The organism is Ochrobactrum sp. P6BSIII (genome assembly GCF_014138065.1).
Classification (GTDB): Bacteria; Pseudomonadota; Alphaproteobacteria; order Rhizobiales; family Rhizobiaceae; genus Brucella.
Window position 1 is genome coordinate 241,964 of sequence record NZ_JACGXB010000002.1, and the last position, 18,426, is coordinate 260,389.

The following is an 18,426-nucleotide window of genomic DNA, read 5'->3' on the forward strand; positions in this document are numbered from 1 at the left end:
CGGCCTTTTTCTTTAGTTCAATCCGCGCTTTTCAATCATCGCATCCGGTGTCGGCATCTTGCCCCGGAAAGCCTTGTACAGGTCTTCCGGGTCGCGACTGCCGCCAGCGGCATAGATGTGCTGCTTCAGCTTGGCTGCGAGTTCCGGATTGAAGACGTCGCCGGTTTCCTCGAAGGCCGAGAACGCATCCGCATCCAGCACTTCCGACCACATGTAGGAATAGTAACCGGCGGAGTAGCCGTCGCCGGAGAACACATGCGTGAAATGCGGCGTGCGGTGGCGCATGATGATCGCATCAGGCATGGACAGCTTTTCGAGCGTCTTTGCCTCGAAGGAAAGAGGGTCGGCGATTTTCTCATTGCCGGTATGGAAAGCCATATCGACCAGAGCAGACGCGGTGAACTCAACCGTGTTGAAACCGGCATTGAACGAACGCGCTGCCAGAACCTTATCGAGCAGAGCCTTGGGCATTGCTTCACCAGTGCGGTAATGCACGGCATATTTTTCCAGAACGGCAGGCACGGTCAGCCAGTGTTCGTAAAGCTGAGACGGCAGTTCCACGAAGTCGCGTGATACGGCGGTGCCGGAAACGGCAGGCCAGGTCACATCCGACAGAAGTCCGTGCAGCGCATGGCCGAACTCGTGGAACAGCGTGCGGGCATCGTCGAGCGACAGAAGAGCCGGTTCGCCTGCCTTGGGCTTGGCGAAATTCATCACATTGTAGATGATTGGCTTCTGGCCGCCGTCGAGCTTGTGGCTGGATTGCAGCGCGCTCATCCACGCGCCGGAACGCTTCGATGTCCGGGCGAAATAATCGCCGAGGAACAGACCGCGTTCGCTGCCATCCGGGTTGAAAACCTGAAACACGCGCACGTCGGGATGCCATGCGGCAATGCCCTTCTTTTCTTCGAAGCGAACGCCGAAGAGGCGGGTGGCGACATCGAAACAGGCTTCGATGATCTTTTCCAGTTGCAGGTAAGCCTTCAATTCGGCCTCATCGAAGGCAAAGCGTTCGGCACGCAGCTTTTCAGCGTAAAAACGCCAGTCCCATGGCGCGACCTTGTGATTGCTGCCATCGGCGGCGATCAGGCGCTCAAGCTCGGCCTGTTCTTCGGCGGCCTTTGCGCGCGCCTTGTCCCAGACCGGTTCCAGCAGGTCCATGACGGCCTTTGGCGTTTTGGCCATGGTGTCATCCAGCTTGTAGGCTGCGAAATTGGCGTAGCCGAGCAGATGGGCCTTGCGCTCGCGCAGTTCGACCATCTCGCGCACGATCTCACGATTATCGGACTCATTGCCGTTTTCGCCACGCTTCGCCCAGGCATTGAAGGCCTGTTCGCGCAAGGCGCGGTTTTGCGAGAAGGTGAGGAACGGTTCGACGATGGAGCGCGACAGCGTGACGGCATAAGCATCCGGCTTGCCGCGTTCAGCTGCGGCGCTCTGCATCGCGTTTTTCAGAAAATCCGGCAGTCCGGCAAGATCGGCTTCATCAGTGATGAATAGCGCCCAGCTCGACTCGTCTTTCAGCACATTCTGGCCGAAGCGCGCGCCAAGACCGGCCAGCTTTTCGTTGATGCCAGCCAGTTCAGCCTTGCCCGCATCATCGAGCTTTGCGCCGGACCGAACAAAGCCCTTCCAGGTCTTTTCCAGAACGCGTTTGGTTTCCGTGTCGAGATTCAGCATGTTGCGATTGTCGTAGAGCGCGTCGATGCGGGCGAACAATGCCGGGTCCATCATGATGCGCGAATAATGGCGCGACATTTTTGGCGCAATTTCGCGCTCCAGCGCCTGAATTGCATCGTTGCTATGGGCGCCAGCACGCATCCAGAAAATGGCCGACACGTGGTCTAGCGCCTTGCCCGTTAACTGCAGGGCTTTCAGCGTGTTTTCAATCGTCGCTTCGCCAGTTGCCTGGGTGATGGCTTCCACTTCGGCAAGGTCGGATGCAAGCGTTGCATCGAAAGCAGGCGCGAAATCCTCGTCTTTGAATGCGGTGAAATCCGGCAGGCCCAGCGGTCCGTTCCAGTCTGTGAGCGCGTGATTATAGGTGGACTTGTCGGACATCATGTAACTCCGGATCAAAATGAATTCGATCATCCAGACTTAAGGTCTCACTGCCGGGCGGGCAAGGGTGTTCGACCGGCTTTTACGGTTCAGGCTGGAGATGACAACGTTTGTCGCTTTGCCTGCAAAAACCTTTCGACTTCCTCTGTGTGGGGCTTGACTTTAGGGGCGACCAAGCGCACATCACGCTGGCTGTCCGCAATCTCTTTACGGCAGCAATCTTCAACCGGAGTTTTATTCTCTTATGCCCAGCGACAGTCACAGTCGATTGTGTCAGCCGTCAAGGTAGCCGTGTACTGATCGCTTGAGGTCAGCTTGCACGATCTGCCTTTGACGGCGGATCGACGGAAAGGCAAGCTTATGACCGACAACAACTTCTCTCCGGAAGTGCTCGATGTCGCCGACCTCCCGGCGGCTGCAATTGCTGCACGTATCGCCGATATGCATACGGGCGATGCCGTTGAGCTATTGAACGAGCTCGAAGATGATGACGCAATCTCCGTCTTCGGACAGCTCACCCATGAAGATGCCATCCGCCTGCTTGATCAGCCGGAACTGCATCGTACTGCCGAAATTGTAGCGGCGCTTGCGCCGGGGCTTGCGAGCCTCCTTTTGGACGGCATGTCAGCCGACCGCTCGACGGACGTGTTTCAGGAACTCGACGAGAGTGACCGTGCGCGGCTGTTCGCCATTCTGGCCCCGGAAACCAAGACCAATCTGAAAAAACTCATGGGCTACCCGCCGAATACGGCCGGTTCGCTCATGACGACCGAATTCATCGCGGTGCCGTCGAACTGGAATGTGGCCGAGACGCTCGACCACATTCGCAAGGTCGAACGCACGCGCGAAACCGTTTACGCGATCTATGTTGTCGATCCGAAGACGCGCGCTCTGGAGGGCGTGGTCAGCTTGCGCCGCCTGATCATCCGCCAGCCGGAAGAGCCGATTCTGTCGATTGTCCGCGATGAAGAGCCGATCACCATTTCGCCGCTTACCAGCCGCGAAGATGTCGCGCGTCTGTTCCGCAAGCACGACCTTCTGGCCGTGCCTGTCGTGGATGAAAGCCGCCATATCATCGGCATTGTGACCGTTGACGACGTGCTCGACGCCATCACCGAAGATGCCAGTGAAGACGCCTATCGTTTCGGTGGTATGGAGGCGCTGGACAAGCCTTATATGCGCATCGGCTTTGGCGAGATGCTGAAGAAGCGCGCTGGCTGGCTGGGTGTTCTGTTTCTGGGCGAAATGCTGACGGCAAGCGCCATGCAGCATTTCGAAATGGAACTGGAAAAGGCGCTCGTTCTGACGCTGTTCATACCGCTCATCATGTCGTCAGGCGGCAATTCCGGTTCGCAGGCAACCTCGCTGATCATCCGTGCGCTTGCGTTGCAGGAAGTGAAGCTCAAGGATTGGTGGCGCGTTGCGCTGCGCGAACTGCCTACGGGCCTCGCTCTCGGCAGTTTCCTCGGCTTCATCGGCATTGTCCGCATCGCTGTCTGGCAGATGATCGGCATTTATGATTATGGCGAACACTGGATGCTGGTCGCTCTGACGGTTGGCATGGCGCTTGTCTGTATCGTGATGTTCGGTTCTTTAACCGGTTCAATGCTGCCCTTTGCGCTAAAACGGCTTGGATTCGATCCGGCCAGCGCGTCAGCGCCTTTCGTGGCGACATTGGTCGATGTGACGGGTCTGGTCATCTATTTCAGCGTCGCCATCGTCATTCTTTCCGGCACTTTGTTGTGACGCCCAGCGCCGACATGGCGCTGATACTGACAAAAAACTGACAGAATGACGGTGTAAAAACGCCGCTAAACAACGGTTTTTCGCGAGAAATAAGGGGCAGTGTCGCGCTGCCCCTTTCTAAAACGCAAAAAAACCTGTAAGAGCGCCGCATTGATTTTCCGCGCGGGTCTGTTGGCGCGGCTCCCAACTCATATAGAAGTGATCTCCATATGGAATTGCGTAATATCGCTATTATCGCACACGTCGATCATGGCAAAACAACACTGGTCGATGAACTCCTGAAGCAGTCTGGCTCGTTCCGCGACAACCAGCGCGTCGCAGAACGCATGATGGATTCCAACGACATCGAAAAGGAACGCGGGATCACCATTCTCGCCAAGGCGACCTCGGTTGTCTGGAAGAATACCCGTATCAACATCGTCGACACGCCGGGCCACGCCGACTTTGGCGGTGAAGTTGAGCGTATCCTCTCGATGGTGGACGGCGCTATCGTTCTCGTTGACGCCGCTGAAGGCCCGATGCCGCAGACGAAGTTCGTCGTTGGCAAGGCGCTGAAGGTTGGTCTGCGTCCGATCGTAGCGATCAACAAGATTGACCGTCCAGATGGCCGCCATGAAGAAGTCATCAACGAAGTCTTCGACCTTTTCGCCAATCTCGACGCGACCGACGAACAGCTTGACTTCCCGATCCTGTACGGCTCTGGCCGTAACGGCTGGATGGCGCTGAACCCGGAAGGTCCGAAGGACGAAGGTCTGGCTCCGTTGTTCGATCTCGTGCTCAAGCACGTTCCGGCGCCAAAGGTTGCCGAAGGCCCGTTCCGCATGATCGGTACGATCCTCGAAGCTGACCCGTTCCTGGGCCGCATCATCACCGGTCGTATTCATTCGGGCTCGATCAAGTCTAACCAGGCCGTCAAGGTTCTGGGTCAGGACGGTTCGCTGCTCGAAACCGGCCGTATTTCCAAGATCCTCGCATTCCGCGGCATCGAGCGTCAGCCGATTGACGAAGCACAGGCAGGCGACATCGTCGCTATTGCCGGTCTTTCCAAAGGTACCGTCGCCGACACGTTCTGCGATCCTTCGGTCAGCGAGCCTCTGGCAGCTCAGCCAATCGACCCGCCAACCGTGACCATGTCCTTCATCGTCAACGACAGCCCTTATGCGGGCACCGAAGGCGACAAGGTGACGAGCCGCGTTATTCGTGACCGTCTGCTCAAGGAAGCTGAAGGCAACGTTGCGCTCAAGATCGAAGAATCGAACGAAAAAGATTCGTTCTTCGTTTCCGGTCGTGGTGAATTGCAGCTTGCAGTTCTGATCGAAAACATGCGTCGCGAAGGCTTCGAGCTTGGCGTTTCGCGTCCACGCGTCGTCATGAAAGACGGCGAAAACGGCGAAAAGCTTGAGCCGGTCGAAGAAGTCGTCATCGACGTCGATGAAGAATATTCGGGCACCGTTGTTCAGAAGATGTCTGAGCGCAAGGCCGAAATGGTCGAGCTGCGCCCTTCGGGCGGCAACCGCGTTCGTATGGTGTTCTACGCTCCGACCCGTGGCCTGATCGGCTATCAGTCGGAACTGCTGACCGATACGCGCGGCACGGCGATCATGAACCGTCTGTTCCACGACTATCAGCCATATAAGGGCGAAATCTCTGGCCGTAACAACGGCGTTTTGATTTCCAACGACCAGGGTGAAGCTGTTGCTTACGCACTGTTCAACCTGGAAGATCGCGGCCCGATGATCATCGACGCTGGCGTCAAGGTCTATCAGGGCATGCTGATTGGCATCCATAGCCGCGACAACGATCTGGAAGTCAACGTGCTCAAGGGCAAGAAGCTCACCAACATCCGCGCCGCTGGCAAGGATGAAGCTGTGAAGCTCACCCCGCCGATCAAGATGACGCTGGAACGCGCGCTGTCGTGGATTCAGGACGACGAGCTGGTTGAAGTGACGCCGAAGTCGATCCGTCTTCGCAAGCTCTATCTCGACCCGAATGAGCGCAAGCGCTTCGAAAAGAGCGGCAAGGCAAGCGTTGCCTGATTGCTCTCGAAATCAAATAGAAAGCGGCGCCTTCAGGCGCCGTTTTTGTTTGCACGCTTAACGTGAATTTCAACTCTTTCGCCGATCATGTCGTTTGATTGGGGGCGCTGATGATATTCTCGCGTTATGAGCGTTTTGTTCTGACCGTCGTTGCGGCTCTTGGCGCAATCGACCTCATACTCATTGCGGTAAAGGGTATTCGCGTGGACTGGGCAGGCTACTGCATGCTCAGTCTGATCGGCCTTGGCACCATCATGCTTGGCCTGTTCTATCGTTTGGTCAGACATGATGCGCGTATTTCGGAAACGCTCATTCTGACGGCGGGCTTCATATTGTTCACTCTGGTCGGTTCGGTCTTCAACTATATGTTGCTGCCGATCCATTTCCCGCGAATTGACGATTTCTGGGTGAGTGTTGACCAGCTGTTGGGTTATCACTGGCCAAGTCTGGTCCTGTTCTTTTCCGAACGGCCCGGCTTCGCGAAGCTTCTGAAGATCGTTTATTTCACGTCTCTGCCGCAACTGGTCATCGTGGTGCTTCTGCTCGGCTTTACCGGACAATCCCGCAAGCTTGCGCATTTTCTCATCACCGGGATGGTTGGCGCGCTGCTTTGCATGGTGGTATGGGCGTTATTCCCGTCATTCGGAGCATCCGCCGTTTCGACGCTGCCCGCGAATGTCGAGGCAAAGCTTGGTCTTCCCGTTGGCCCGACCTACGCCGCAGAACTTGTTCGTCTTTCGATACAAGGTGTCGACTATCTGTCGCCAGCCAATGTGCTCGGCCTCATAGGCTTTCCATCATTCCATACCGTAATGGCGGTCATGTCGGTGTTCTTCACATGGCAGATCGTGTGGCTGCGCTTGCCCGTACTGGCCCTGAATATGCTGATGGTGCCCGCATTGCTTTTGCACGGCGGACACCATTTGAGCGACTTCCTCGGCGGGGTGGCCGTATTCGCCGTCGCCTGCCTTGCTGCCGGTTATGTTGTCAACGCTCTCCACGACGATAAGGCTGCATCAGCGCCTGCGGAACACGTGCGCGTCGCGCCATGACGATCAGCGCGATAATCGACATGATGTAAGGGATCATGAGGAAAAGCTGGTAGGGCACAGCCTTGCCATAAACCGTTTGCAAGCGAAGCTGAAACGCATCGAACAGCGCGAACAGCAATGCGCCCAGCAACGCGCGGGCAGGCTTCCACGATGCGAAGACGACAAGCGCGATACAGACCCAGCCGCGTCCCTGCATCATGGTCGGGAAGAACGAATTGAACGCCGAAAGCGTCAGAAACGCTCCACCCACCGCCATCAAGGCGCTGCCGAACATGATCGTGAAAATGCGCACGCGGATTGGGTTGATACCCTGCGCTTCCGCAGCATGGGGGTTCTCGCCCGTCATGCGGATGGCAAGGCCAAGCGGCGTGCGGAAAAGCACATAGCCAAGCAGCAGTGCGAGCGGAATGGCCAGCCACGTCAGTGCAGTCTGTGTGCCCAATACCTGCCCGAGGAAAGGCACATCGGCGAGGAAAGACGGATTCACCGGCTGGAATGGCGTGATTGTCGGCGGCGTTGAAGACAGCGGCACCAGCAGGCGGAACAGGAAATAGCTGAGGCTGGAGGCAAACAGCGTGATGCCGAGGCCGACCACGTGCTGCGACAGGCCAAGCGGGACGGTGAGGGCTGCGTGAAGCAGGCCGAACAATGCGCCGGAAGCGGCAGCCGCAAGAACGCCCACCCACAGGTCCGCTCCGTTAAAGACGGTCAGCCAGCCGATCATCGCGCCAAAGGTCATAATGCCTTCGATGCCGAGATTAAGCACGCCTGCGCGTTCGCAATAGAGCGCGCCGAGCGTGCCGAAGATCAGCGGTGTTGCAATGCGCAGGACCGAGACCCAGAGGCCCGCGGAGAGCAGGATATCCATCAACTCGTTCATCGGGCGATCCTGTATTGGGTGAAGAACAAGGCGACGAGCATCGTCAGGAGCGACAGCGCCACGGTCACATCGGCAATGAAGCTCGGAATGCCGATGGCGCGGCTCATGCCGTCTGCGCCGACGAACATGGCGGCGGCAAACAGCGCCGAGAAGATCGCGCCAATCGGGTTCAGATTGGCAAGCATGGCAACAATGATGCCGGAATAGCCGAAGCCGGGTGAAAGGTCGGTCGTGACGTAGCCTTTCACGCCCATGACCTGAATTGCGCCCGCAAGGCCTGCCAGTCCGCCGGAAATGCAGGCAACCTTGATGAGTGTGCGACCGAGCGGAACGCCTGCAAAGCGTGCCGCGCCCGGATTGATACCGGCGGCTTTGGTTTCGAGACCGAACACGGTGCGCTTCTGCACATAGGCGATGATCAGCGCCAGCGCGATGGCAATCAGGATGCCGATATGCAGCCGCATACCCGTCATGATTTTCGGTAGCACGGCAGCATCAGGCACCGGTTCAGACTGCGGCCAGCCAAAGGCCAGCGGGTCTTTCATTGGACCTTCGATCATCATGGAAACGAACAGCACTGCGACAAAGTTGAGAAGCAGGGTTGTCACCACTTCATCAACGCCGAAGCGCAGGCGAAGCCCGAGCGGAATGAGCAGGAAGATCATGCCCGCAATCGCGCCGACAATCAGCAGCAGTGGAATGAGGAGAGGAGCAGGCAGTTGCAATTGCGTGCCCATGGCCACCACCGCCAGTGCGCCCATATAGAACTGCCCTTCGGCGCCGATGTTCCAGAGCTTGGAGCGGAAGGCGACAGCGGCGGCAAGACCGGTCAGCATCAGCGGTGTGGCGCGTGTCAGCGTTTCACTGATCGAAAGCTTGTTGCCAAATGCACCGATGGCGATCTGGCGGAAGGACTCCAGAACCGGTGCACCGGCGGCGGCAATCAACAGGCCTGCCAGCACAAATGCAGTTAGAACCGCGAGGATTGGTGCAGTGGCGACCAACGCCATGGGCCGGGTTTCGCGTCGTTCAATACGCATCAATTCAGCCCCTTCGTGGTATTTGTCTGCCATTCGCCGGCCATCATGAGGCCCAGTCTCTGCGCATTGGCTTCCTCTGCGTCGATGGGTGGGGAGAGGCGGCCTTTAACAATCGCTTGAACACGATCCGCCAAGCCGATGATTTCATCCAGATCTTCAGAAATCAGCAGAACGGCAGCACCCTTGGCGCGTGCTTCCAGAATGCGGGTGTGGATTGCCGCGACAGCACCTTCATCCAGTCCACGTGTCGGCTGCGCTGCAATGAGAATGCGCGGCGCTGTCTCCAGATTGCGGCCCAGAATGAGCTTCTGCATATTGCCGCCAGAAAGGAGGCGAATACGACTGTCCGGCGTGCCGCCGCGCACATCGAAATCCTTGATGATGCGATCAGTGAATTCGCGCGCCGCAGTGCGATTGACGAGAAGGCCGCTCGAGAATTTTGGATCGCGAACGCGCTCCAGAATGGCATTTTCCCACAAGGTCAGGTCGCCAATCGCGCCTTCGGCATTCCGGTCTTCCGGGATGCGCCCGACGCCTTCCGCCACAAAGCGGCGGGGATCGAATTTGGTGACGGTTTGCCCGAACATGACAAGCGCGCCGCTTGCTGGCTGGCTCAGCCCCGAAACCAACCGGCCCAAGGCGGCCTGACCATTGCCGGACACGCCGATGATGCCCAATGTTTCACCGGCACGAACCTGAAAATTCAGTTCCGAAAGACGGGCAATTCCGTCTTCCACAACTGTGACATTGCTGGCTTCCAGCAAGGTCTCACCGGGCGTTGCAGCCGCGCGGGCAGGGCGCGAAACGCGCCGCCCCACCATCAGTTCTGCCAGTTCTTCCTTAGAAGTTTCGGAAGCCTTGCGCTCGGCGACAAGCTTGCCACCGCGCAGCACGATCACCCGGTCGGCAGCCGACATAACTTCATGCAGCTTATGCGAAATGAAGATCAGCGACAGGCCTTGCCGCGCCATTTCCTTGAGTGTCGCGAACAGGCCTTCGGCTTCCTGTGTCGTCAAAACGGCGGTCGGTTCATCGAGGATCAGCACATCCGCATCGTTATAGAGCGCTTTCAGAATTTCCACGCGCTGCTGTTCGCCGACCGAAAGATCGCCAAGCCGCACATCCGGATCGACCTTGAGGCCGAAACGCTCTGCAATCTGCGCGATCTTGGCCCGTGCTGCGCCATGCGAGGATTTGAGCTTCCAGAGGCTTTCGGTGCCGGTGATGATGTTTTCCAGAACCGTGAGGTTGGGTGCGAGCGTGAAATGCTGGTGCACCATGCCAACGCCCGCATCAATGGCCGCACGCGGCTTGCCTTGCGGGATTTCAACGCCTTTCACGAAGACGCGCCCCTCATCCGGCACATAATGGCCGAACAGGATGTTCATCAATGTGGTTTTGCCCGCGCCGTTTTCGCCGAGAAAAGCGAGGATTTCGCCACGCTCCAGCTTCAGCGAAATATCGTCATTCGCGGTCAGCGCACCAAAGCGCTTGGTGATGTTTTGCAGTTCAAGAACTGTCGTTGTCATTGGTTTAACCCCGCAACGGGAAATTTATGCTGCCAGCGACCATCCTCCTCCAGCCGCTGACCGGCGTTCAGAAGAAGCCTGTCAGCGCCCATCGGCGCGATCAGCTGCACAGCGACCGGCATCCCGTCGGCATCTTCTCCGAATGGCAGAGAAAGCGCCGGGAAACCCGAAATATTGGCAAGCGCCGCATAGGGTGCAAACTCGTTCATCTTCCGCCATTGCATGTCCACATCGCTATGGTTCATCGGAAACGAGCCCAATGGCAAGGGCGCTCTGGACAGCATAGGGGTTATCAGCACATCAATATCGCGGAAAATTTGCCAGAGCATATGCGAAGCGCTGACAGCACCGTTCATCGCACGATAGAGTGCGGCCGCGTCTAGCCCGCGTCCTCGCTCTGCAACGGCGCGAGTCAACGGTTCCAGCTTCTCCTGATCGATCGCCAGAAAGTCGATTGCTGCGGCAAGATTGACGGAAATGATCCGGTCGAACGCCCGCGCACTCGAAGCCACAAGCGGGCTTAAATCCTGCGCTGGGATTTCGCGGATTGCATGGCCTTGCGCCTCCAGAAAACGGGCGGCATCGGTCACAGCCTGCATACGTTCCGCGGTAACGGGATAGGCGGCAAGGTCTTCGGTGACAAAGCCGATGCGCAGACGCTCTGGCATTTCCCCAGTGCTCATTGCCGGATCTGGCAGGAAGCCTTCGGTTTTGCCTTCGACGAGCGGAAGCAGCGTCCTGGCATCGCGGATCGAGCGGCACAATGCGAACTCACTGGCAATGCCCGCGAGATAATTGCCGAAATGCGGTCCTGCGGGCATGGCGCCACGGCTCGGTTTCAGGCCGACCAGACCGCAGGTAGCGGCTGGCACGCGGATCGAGCCGCCTGCATCGGTCGCATGCGCAATGCTGACAATTCCGGCTGCGACGGCTGCGGCCGCACCACCGGATGAGCCAGCAGGCGAAAGTGCTTCATCGAATGGGTGGCGGGCCTGAGGGCCGCTTGCCGGTTCGCTGGCGAGCGCAAGGCCAAATTCGGGCACGGTGGTTGTGCCGAAGAAGTTGAGACCCGCTTTGCGCAGGCGGCTGCCAAGCTCGGAATCCATTTGCGGCGATGCGTTTTCGAAAGCGCGCGAGCCAAGCCGGATTGGCAGGCCGGCGCAGGGGCCGCCCAGATCCTTGAACAGCGATGGGACGCCTGCAAAAGGCGCTTTGTCCGCATCGGCGTCAAAGGTTGCGGCATTGGTGCGGCCAAGTTCAAGGTCGAGATATGCGATGGCGCCCAGAGGGCGCCATTTATCTGCGGCTTCAAGGGCGGCATCCATGGCCTCTCGTGCGCTTAAAACGCCTCCGGCAATCGCTTGCGCGAGCGCTGTTGCGTCCTGTTGCTTGCTATCGAATGCCACTTTATGCCGCCCTGTTATGCTGCTGTCTTACTTTGGTTCAGCCGGGTTCGGCTCGACCTTGAAGGTGCCAGCCTTGATCTCGGCGCGGCGCGCCTCCATCTTGGCTTCGGCTTCTGCCGGTGCGACACCCTTGACGTAGACGATGTCGTTGCCGCCTTCCTTCATCAGGCTGAACGGCGTGTAGTCCTTGCCGGTCGGCTGCGCAGCCTTCACATCTGCAATCGCTGCATTAAGGATCGGGCGGAAGTACCACATTGCATTGGCAAAAACCGTATCCGGGTACCGCGGCGTATAGTCGATCAGCGAGCCGATTGCCTTGATGCCACGTTCCTTGGCGGCGTCGGCGGTGCCGATGCGTTCGCCGAACAGAATGTCCGCGCCGGAATCGATTGCTGCGAGACCTGCTTCACGGGCCTTCGGCGGATCGAAGAAGGTGCCGATGAAGGACGCGATGAATTTTGCATCCGGGCGGGTTTCCTTCACGCCTTCCTGGAAGGCGTTGATCAGCATGTTGACTTCCGGGATCGGCACAGCGCCGACCGAGCCGAAGGTGCCCGACTTGCTCATCGAGCCTGCGAGCATGCCTGCAAGATAGGCTGCTTCGAAGTTCCAGGTACCGAACACGCCGAAATTGTCGCCCTGCGGCTTGCCGGAGGAGCCCATGATGAAAGTCGTCTGCGGATAATCGCCTGCAACCTGACGCGCTTCGCGTTCGACGGCATAGGATTCACCGACAATGAGCTTGATGCCCTGTTCGGCATATTCACGCATGGCGCGAGGATAGTCGCTCGCCGAAACGCCTTCGGAGAAGACATATTCGATGATGCCTTCGTCATTGGCCTGCTTCAGCGCTTCGTGCAGGCGCGAGTTCCAGGCGTTTTCAACTGGCGAGGCATGAATGCCTGCAACCTTAAGCTTTTCGTCGGCTGCGAACACGCGGGTGGAAATCGCAGTTGCGCCGAGAGCCGCAGACATTGCAAGAATGTCGCGGCGGGTAAAGTTCGATAGTTTGGCCATTTGGACCCCTCATTAAGGTGGTGTTTGTGCGTGCATTCCATGCGCGACGGATTGCCCTGCGCCCCGATCAGGAGGAGCATGAGCAATGTCTCGTATTTCCGACTTATCTGCCTTTAATTCAAGCGCTTTTATCGGTCGCTTGAAAAACAGGCACTGGTTTGTCGTTACTTCGTGTTTAATCAGCCGATCGGTGCGTAATCGGCCCCATCGACCGAAGACGGACGGCCTTCGAGATTGAGCGCACTGACACGCTGGGGCGTTTCCGCAATGATCTTGCCGCGCTTCACGACCGTCAGGCGGTTTGCCTTGAGGCGCAGCGCTTCCAACGGGTCGCGCGCCTGCAGGACGACGAAGTCTGCATTGCAGCCCTTTTCAAGACCGTAGCCTTCCAGACCGAGCGCTTTGGCCGAATTGACGGTGAGGGAATTGAAGACCTGCTTCTTGCCTTCGATGGACGTCATCTGTGCAACATGGACCGCCATATGCCCCACTTCCAGCATATCGCCGGAGCCCATCGAGTACCATGGGTCCATAACGCAATCATGACCGAAGGCGACGTTGACGCCAGCTGCCATCAGCTCCGGCACGCGGGTCATGCCGCGACGCTTCGGATAGGTGTCGGCGCGGCCCTGCAAGGTGATGTTGATGAGCGGGTTCGGTATGGCGTTCATCTGCGCTTCCGCGATCAGCGGAATGAGTTTGGAAACGTAGTAATTATCCATGGAATGCATGGATGTGAGATGCGAACCGGAGACGCGGCCCTGAAGGCCGAAACGCACAGTCTGGGCGGCCAGCGTTTCCACATGACGCGACATTGGATCGTCGGTTTCGTCGCAGTGAATATCGACCGGCAGGCCGCGTTCGGCTGCAATGCGGCACAGCTCTTCCAGCGATGCAGCGCCGTCAGCCATGGTGCGCTCGAAATGCGGAATGCCGCCGACGATATCGAGGCCCATATCGAGCGAGCGGTTGACAAGATCGACCGCGCCCGGAGAGCGATAATAGCCGTCCTGCGGAAAGGCGACGAGTTGCAGGTCGATGTAAGGCTTTACCTTCTCGCGAACTTCGATCATCGCCTCAGCAGTGAGAAGACGCGGATCGCTAACATCGACATGGCTGCGAATGGCCAGCAGGCCCTGGCTGACGGCCAGGTCGCAATAGCGCAAGGCGCGCTCGACCATGGCTTCAACGGTCAGCATGGGCTTCAGCTCGCCCCAAAGTGCAATCCCTTCCAGAAGCGTGCCGGAACGGTTGAGGCGCGGCAGACCGAGCGACAGGGTTGCATCCATGTGGAAATGCGGGTCGACGAAAGGCGGTGTTACGAGACGGTTGGAAGCGTCGATTTCCTTGGCAGCCTGATGCTCGCCCTTTGACGGTACGATATCGGCAATCTTGCCGTCCTTGACCAGAATGTCCTGCTTCTCGCGACCATCAGGGAGATTAGCGTTTCTCACAATCAAATCGAACATAGGCAGGCCTCTTAAGTCATTGCGGGAAGATCAAGGCTGTTAAAAAAACAGCACATTTCTAAAATGCCTTATACCCTCCGCGCTGTGGGCGCAATGGTGAGCAATGCGTAAGGGGTCGTCATCTACACAGGAACATGATAGGCCGCAAAATCATAGTTGCAGGATTGCCATGTTCACGATCAGTCGCGTCGAAACCTATAGTCAGGAAATCAAGAAAAGTCGGTTTCTGGCCATTGCTGCGCCTGTTGCAAGCGAGCAGGCGGCGAAGGATTTTCTGAGTGAGCATTCGGACCTTGCAGCCAACCATAATTGCTGGGCATGGCGCATGGGGCAGAACTATCGTTTCAGCGATGATGGCGAGCCGAGCGGCACGGCGGGCAAGCCGATCCTGCAAGCGATTGACGGTCAGCAGCTCGACAATATTGCGGTGGTGGTGACGCGTTGGTTCGGCGGTATTCTGCTTGGCAGCGGCGGCTTGATGCGCGCTTATGGCGGCACTGCCGCGACCTGTTTGCGGCAGGCAGAAAAGACCGAGGTGATCCCGATGATCGGCTTTGCCTTCGCCTGCGATTTTTCTGACCATGCGCTTTTGAAGGCACGGCTGACTGCTGTGGACCATGTCGCAATAGCGCAGGAGAATTTTACCGGCAACGGCGTGGAAATAACGGGCGCAATGCCCATTGCAGCACAGGATGATCTCTCGCGGCTTGTAACGGATCTGACGCGCGGCAAATCCGTCATCAAATTTGACGATTAAAAAGCAAAATGGCCGATCACTGGATCGGCCATTTTATCGTTGTTAAAGCAATCCGCCCTTGGACGAATATTGCTGGCGCTTGTTCTCATACATCAAAAGATCGGCGCGCTTGGCAACGGCTTCGAGCGTTTCGCCCGGCGTGGTGGTTGCTGTGCCGATGGATAGGTTGAGCTGCAGCTGTGAATAATACTGGTTGTTGATTTCGACCAGCCGCTTGATGTCTTCCACCATGGCTTCCGCGCCGCGCTCGTCCACATAGGGCAGCACGATTGCGAACTCGTCGCCGCCGATACGTGCGGCATGGCCGGGCAACTTGACGGCTTCGTTCAGCACTTCGCCAATACGGCGCAGCAATCCGTCACCCGACGCATGTCCCCACAGATCATTGGCCGACTTGAGGCCATTCAGATCGATGATGATGATGGAAACGGGCAGGTGGCCCTTGCGCTCCAGCCGGTTGAGTTCATCCACGTAGAATGCGCGGTTGTGCAGTTTGGTCAGCACGTCGTGCTTACCGAGATATTCCAGATAGGCTTCCGCCTTCTTGCGAGCGGTGATGTCCGTCAGCGCAACCTGCACCAGTGACCAGTCGTTTTCATGGCCGGGCAGGACGGAGAATTGCAACAGAACATGGCGTTCGGTGCCATCCAGCGCGTAGTTGATCACTTCGCGACGCTGGAACAGGATGCCGTTCCAAAGGTCAATCAGCTGTTCGCGGAAATGCGCTTCCATTTCACCGCGCAGAATCTGCGGTAGTGATTGCAGCAGTGTCGGCTTGTCGGGAGCCAGGAACAACTCAAGCGTTTCATTGTTGATTTCCAGCACGCGAATTTCGCTCATGCACTGACGCACGAATTCGGGGTGAACATCAGTGAAGACGCGGAAATCGACAATGCCGCGCTGGCGCACATCGTCCATCAGTTCCTTGATACGGCTGAAATCTTCAACCCACAGCGAAACCGGAGAATGCTCGAACAGGCCTTGCGCATGGCGCTTGTGACGATCCTGCTCACGCATCGCGTTTTCGCGAGTCGTCACATCCTCGATCGACAGCAGGACACGGTCCCAGCTATGCTCATGACCGGGCAGAATGCGACCCTTGAGCTGGATATCGATGCGCCGGCCTTCCAGCGAATAGTTGATCGTGTTGCTGTAGAACGTATCGGAACCGTTCCAGAGCTGCACCATCTCATCAATATGTGGCTCCAGCATATCTTCACGGAACACGCGTTCCAGATTGCTGACCAGATGGTCAATGTCGTTCGCTTCAAAGAGCGAGAGGGTTTTGCGATTGACGGCCAGAACCCGGATATGGCTTGTGCAGATGCGAAGACGACTGGTGTCTTCCGTCAGAAAAGCCTTGAGGTCAGTAATGCCTTCTGACCGCCATGTGTCGAACTGCTTGCGAAGACCGCTATAGTCTTCAAGCCAAAGGGAAATAGGAGCCAGATCGAAGATGCTGGCTTTGTCGTTCACGGCGGTCTCGATATTCATTAGGTTCCCGCTTTTAACGCCACGCTTTTGAGTGAGGCGGCAATAAAATATCAGGGGCGCCTTATATTATGAAAGAGTTGTCTAGACCAGCGGCTTTCAAGACACAGCGAAGCAATATTTATGACATCAAATAAGAAAATGCCGTTCCTTTGTGAATGGAGGCGGTTTTGTCTTCTGGCTGACTTTTCGATGGGAAGAGCGCCATCTGCTTAAAAGACGTGCGGTTTGTGCATTGGCGCTTATTGAAATTCACTATCGCCATCACCATTCTGGCTTTTGCGCATTATTCCACGCAAAGCGTGACCAATATCCTTGGCGGTGAGCAAAGTTTTTATGAGGTGTCTTGAATGAAGACCTGGAAACGGATCCATGAAACGTATTGAATTGATCATTGAGAACATCATTCTGGCCTCGCGCTGGCTATTGGTGGTTTTCTATCTGGGCCTTGCCATTGCGCTGGCGATTTATGCTGTATCCTTCGCGGGTAAGCTGTTCGACTTCGCCACCAAAGTCACGTCGCTGAACGACACCGATACGATCCTGAAAATACTGGGGTTGATCGATGCTGCGCTGATTGCCAGCCTTTTGGTGATGGTCGTCATCTCCGGCTATGAGAATTTTGTCAGCCGCTTTGATCAGGCAGGCGACGAGGTGCACTGGCTGGGCACGATCGATGCCGGTTCGCTGAAGATCAAGGTCGCATCGACAATCGTGGCCATCTCGTCGATCCATCTGTTGCAAATATTCCTGAATGCCACGACCTATACATCGAACCAGCTGATGTGGTTCACGATTATCCATCTGGCCTTCGTCGTGTCGGCGCTGTTTCTTGCCTATATCGACAAGCTCACGGCCAAGGACAAGAACAAGGGCGATACGAAAGGCAAGATCGAGCCCAATATCTAACCAGTCCTTGCGGCTATCAAAGAATTGGAAAAGCCCGGCAATGCCGGGCTTTCTATTTTTCTCTGCACTAATAAAGGGAATTTGATCCCAATCAATGAAATCAAGCCGCTGGCATGGGTTGATAGCGCCGGGACGTGTTCCATATCGCCATTGGGATGCGTTGCATTGCCATTCATCAATCACTCAGGAAAGGATGAATCATGTCGGCTAACACCAAGGTTGCGCTCGTTACCGGTGCGGCACAGGGCATCGGTCGGGGTATTGCCCTTCGGCTGGCCAAGGATGGTTTCGATATCGCTCTGGTTGACCTCAAGGCGGACAAGCTCGCCGCTGTCAAAAAAGAGGTTGAAGCTTTGGGCCGCAAGGCGTCGACGTTCTCGGCCGATGTCAGCAAGCGCGACGATGTTTACGCCGCTATCGATCATGCGGAAAAGGAACTGGGCGGCTTTGACGTGATCGTCAACAATGCCGGTATCGCGCAGGTTCAGCCGATTGCGGATGTGAAGCCGGAAGAAGTTGAGCGTATTTTCCGCATCAATGTCGACGGCGTGCTCTGGGGTATTCAGGCTGCGGCCGCCAAGTTCAAGGCGCGCAAGCAGAAGGGCAAGATCATCAACGCCTCGTCCATTGCTGGTCACGACGGCTTTGCCATGCTCGGCGTTTATTCCGCGACGAAATTCGCCGTGCGTGCGCTGACGCAGGCCGCGGCCAAGGAATATGCAAGTGCGGGCATTACCGTGAACGCTTATTGCCCCGGCATCGTCGGCACCGATATGTGGGTGGAAATCGACGAGCGTTTCTCCGAGATTACCGGCGCGCCGAAAGGTGAGACCTACAAGAAATATGTCGACGGCATTGCGCTCGGTCGCGCCCAGACGCCGGATGATGTGGCATCCCTCGTTTCCTTCCTGGCAAGCGCGGATTCCGATTACATCACGGGTCAGGCCATCCTGACGGACGGCGGTATCGTTTATCGCTGATCGCAACGACCGAGGATATCCCGCGCTTGTCTGCGCGGGGTATCTGTCATTTA

The 18,426-nt window shown here is 57.2% G+C and carries 15 protein-coding genes; 6 read left to right on the forward strand and 9 right to left on the reverse strand.

Features of this window, described 5'->3' with window-relative positions; translation table 11 throughout:
* Positions 1-12: 12 nt before the first annotated feature.
* Positions 13-2,061 (reverse strand): M3 family metallopeptidase, encoded by a 2,049-nt coding sequence (locus FHW00_RS03475; protein ID WP_078337077.1) that lies wholly within the window; start codon positions 2,059-2,061, stop codon positions 13-15.
* 360 nt (positions 2,062-2,421) lie between these two features.
* On the opposite strand from FHW00_RS03475, the gene mgtE reads away from it, so the two are divergent.
* The 3 genes from mgtE (at position 2,422) to FHW00_RS03490 (ending at position 6,895) form a co-directional block, all read left to right on the forward strand.
* The gene (gene mgtE / locus FHW00_RS03480; protein ID WP_078336907.1) at positions 2,422-3,807 is read left to right on the forward strand and encodes a magnesium transporter; all 1,386 of its coding nucleotides are present in this window, start codon (positions 2,422-2,424) and stop codon (positions 3,805-3,807) included.
* A gap of 209 nt (positions 3,808-4,016) precedes the next feature.
* Positions 4,017-5,843: a translational GTPase TypA gene (typA, locus tag FHW00_RS03485; protein WP_078336908.1), complete on the forward strand. Its 1,827-nt coding sequence runs from the start codon at positions 4,017-4,019 to the stop codon at positions 5,841-5,843.
* Positions 5,844-5,953: 110 nt separating this feature from the next.
* The gene (locus FHW00_RS03490; RefSeq protein ID WP_078336909.1) at positions 5,954-6,895 is read left to right on the forward strand and encodes a phosphatase PAP2 family protein; all 942 of its coding nucleotides are present in this window, start codon (positions 5,954-5,956) and stop codon (positions 6,893-6,895) included.
* Here FHW00_RS03490 and FHW00_RS03495 read toward each other — a convergent pair.
* From FHW00_RS03495 to FHW00_RS03520, 6 genes are all read right to left on the reverse strand, one after another.
* Positions 6,831-7,775, reverse strand: a complete 945-nt coding sequence (locus tag FHW00_RS03495; RefSeq protein WP_078336910.1) for an ABC transporter permease — start codon at positions 7,773-7,775, stop codon at positions 6,831-6,833. The genes FHW00_RS03490 and FHW00_RS03495 overlap by 65 nt on opposite strands.
* Positions 7,772-8,815 carry an ABC transporter permease gene (locus FHW00_RS03500; protein ID WP_078336911.1) on the reverse strand — a complete coding sequence of 348 codons (1,044 nt, stop codon included), beginning with the start codon at positions 8,813-8,815 and terminating at the stop codon, positions 7,772-7,774. The genes FHW00_RS03495 and FHW00_RS03500 overlap by 4 nt, the downstream gene beginning before the upstream one ends.
* Complete coding sequence (locus tag FHW00_RS03505) at positions 8,815-10,344, reverse strand: ABC transporter ATP-binding protein (RefSeq protein WP_078336912.1); 1,530 nt, start codon at positions 10,342-10,344, stop codon at positions 8,815-8,817. The genes FHW00_RS03500 and FHW00_RS03505 overlap by 1 nt, the downstream gene beginning before the upstream one ends.
* Positions 10,341-11,750, reverse strand: coding sequence for an amidase (locus tag FHW00_RS03510; protein ID WP_078336913.1), 1,410 nt, complete (start codon positions 11,748-11,750; stop codon positions 10,341-10,343). The genes FHW00_RS03505 and FHW00_RS03510 overlap by 4 nt, the downstream gene beginning before the upstream one ends.
* Positions 11,751-11,777: 27 nt before the next feature.
* The gene (locus FHW00_RS03515; protein ID WP_113533437.1) at positions 11,778-12,767 is read right to left on the reverse strand and encodes a BMP family protein; all 990 of its coding nucleotides are present in this window, start codon (positions 12,765-12,767) and stop codon (positions 11,778-11,780) included.
* Positions 12,768-12,946: 179 nt separating this feature from the next.
* Positions 12,947-14,236, reverse strand: coding sequence for an amidohydrolase family protein (locus FHW00_RS03520; RefSeq protein WP_078336914.1), 1,290 nt, complete (start codon positions 14,234-14,236; stop codon positions 12,947-12,949).
* A 169-nt stretch (positions 14,237-14,405) separates the two neighbouring features.
* On the opposite strand from FHW00_RS03520, the gene FHW00_RS03525 reads away from it, so the two are divergent.
* Complete coding sequence (locus FHW00_RS03525) at positions 14,406-14,993, forward strand: IMPACT family protein (protein WP_078336915.1); 588 nt, start codon at positions 14,406-14,408, stop codon at positions 14,991-14,993.
* 42 nt (positions 14,994-15,035) lie between these two features.
* On the opposite strand, the gene FHW00_RS03530 is transcribed toward FHW00_RS03525, so the two are convergent.
* The gene (locus tag FHW00_RS03530; RefSeq protein WP_078336916.1) at positions 15,036-16,487 is read right to left on the reverse strand and encodes a sensor domain-containing diguanylate cyclase; all 1,452 of its coding nucleotides are present in this window, start codon (positions 16,485-16,487) and stop codon (positions 15,036-15,038) included.
* Positions 16,488-16,856: 369 nt separating this feature from the next.
* Between FHW00_RS03530 and FHW00_RS03535 the strand changes: the two genes are divergently transcribed.
* On the forward strand, positions 16,857-17,393 hold the full coding sequence (locus FHW00_RS03535) for a TIGR00645 family protein (RefSeq protein WP_078336917.1): 537 nt from the start codon (positions 16,857-16,859) through the stop codon (positions 17,391-17,393).
* On the opposite strand, the gene FHW00_RS03540 is transcribed toward FHW00_RS03535, so the two are convergent.
* On the reverse strand, positions 17,390-17,569 hold the full coding sequence (locus FHW00_RS03540; protein WP_139364320.1) for a hypothetical protein: 180 nt from the start codon (positions 17,567-17,569) through the stop codon (positions 17,390-17,392). The genes FHW00_RS03535 and FHW00_RS03540 overlap by 4 nt on opposite strands.
* Positions 17,570-17,593: 24 nt before the next feature.
* Between FHW00_RS03540 and FHW00_RS03545 the strand changes: the two genes are divergently transcribed.
* Entirely contained in the window at positions 17,594-18,373 is a 780-nt protein-coding gene (locus FHW00_RS03545) for an acetoin reductase (RefSeq protein ID WP_113533438.1), read from the forward strand.
* Positions 18,374-18,426: the final 53 nt, after the last annotated feature.

Excerpts from the sequence above, each read along its gene's own strand:
- FHW00_RS03540 (WP_139364320.1), bottom strand. The coding sequence starts at position 17,569 with ATGAATGGCAATGCAACGCATCCCAATGGCGATATGGAACACGTCCCG.
- FHW00_RS03505 (WP_078336912.1), bottom strand. The coding sequence starts at position 10,344 with ATGACAACGACAGTTCTTGAACTGCAAAACATCACCAAGCGCTTTGGT.
- mgtE (WP_078336907.1), top strand. The coding sequence starts at position 2,422 with ATGACCGACAACAACTTCTCTCCGGAAGTGCTCGATGTCGCCGACCTC.
- FHW00_RS03545 (WP_113533438.1), top strand. The coding sequence starts at position 17,594 with ATGTCGGCTAACACCAAGGTTGCGCTCGTTACCGGTGCGGCACAGGGC.
- FHW00_RS03520 (WP_078336914.1), bottom strand. The coding sequence starts at position 14,236 with ATGTTCGATTTGATTGTGAGAAACGCTAATCTCCCTGATGGTCGCGAG.
- FHW00_RS03500 (WP_078336911.1), bottom strand. The coding sequence starts at position 8,815 with ATGCGTATTGAACGACGCGAAACCCGGCCCATGGCGTTGGTCGCCACT.
- FHW00_RS03475 (WP_078337077.1), bottom strand. The coding sequence starts at position 2,061 with ATGTCCGACAAGTCCACCTATAATCACGCGCTCACAGACTGGAACGGA.
- FHW00_RS03515 (WP_113533437.1), bottom strand. The coding sequence starts at position 12,767 with ATGGCCAAACTATCGAACTTTACCCGCCGCGACATTCTTGCAATGTCT.
- FHW00_RS03525 (WP_078336915.1), top strand. The coding sequence starts at position 14,406 with ATGTTCACGATCAGTCGCGTCGAAACCTATAGTCAGGAAATCAAGAAA.
- FHW00_RS03490 (WP_078336909.1), top strand. The coding sequence starts at position 5,954 with ATGATATTCTCGCGTTATGAGCGTTTTGTTCTGACCGTCGTTGCGGCT.
- FHW00_RS03535 (WP_078336917.1), top strand. The coding sequence starts at position 16,857 with ATGAAACGTATTGAATTGATCATTGAGAACATCATTCTGGCCTCGCGC.
- FHW00_RS03530 (WP_078336916.1), bottom strand. The coding sequence starts at position 16,487 with ATGAATATCGAGACCGCCGTGAACGACAAAGCCAGCATCTTCGATCTG.
- FHW00_RS03495 (WP_078336910.1), bottom strand. The coding sequence starts at position 7,775 with ATGAACGAGTTGATGGATATCCTGCTCTCCGCGGGCCTCTGGGTCTCG.
- typA (WP_078336908.1), top strand. The coding sequence starts at position 4,017 with ATGGAATTGCGTAATATCGCTATTATCGCACACGTCGATCATGGCAAA.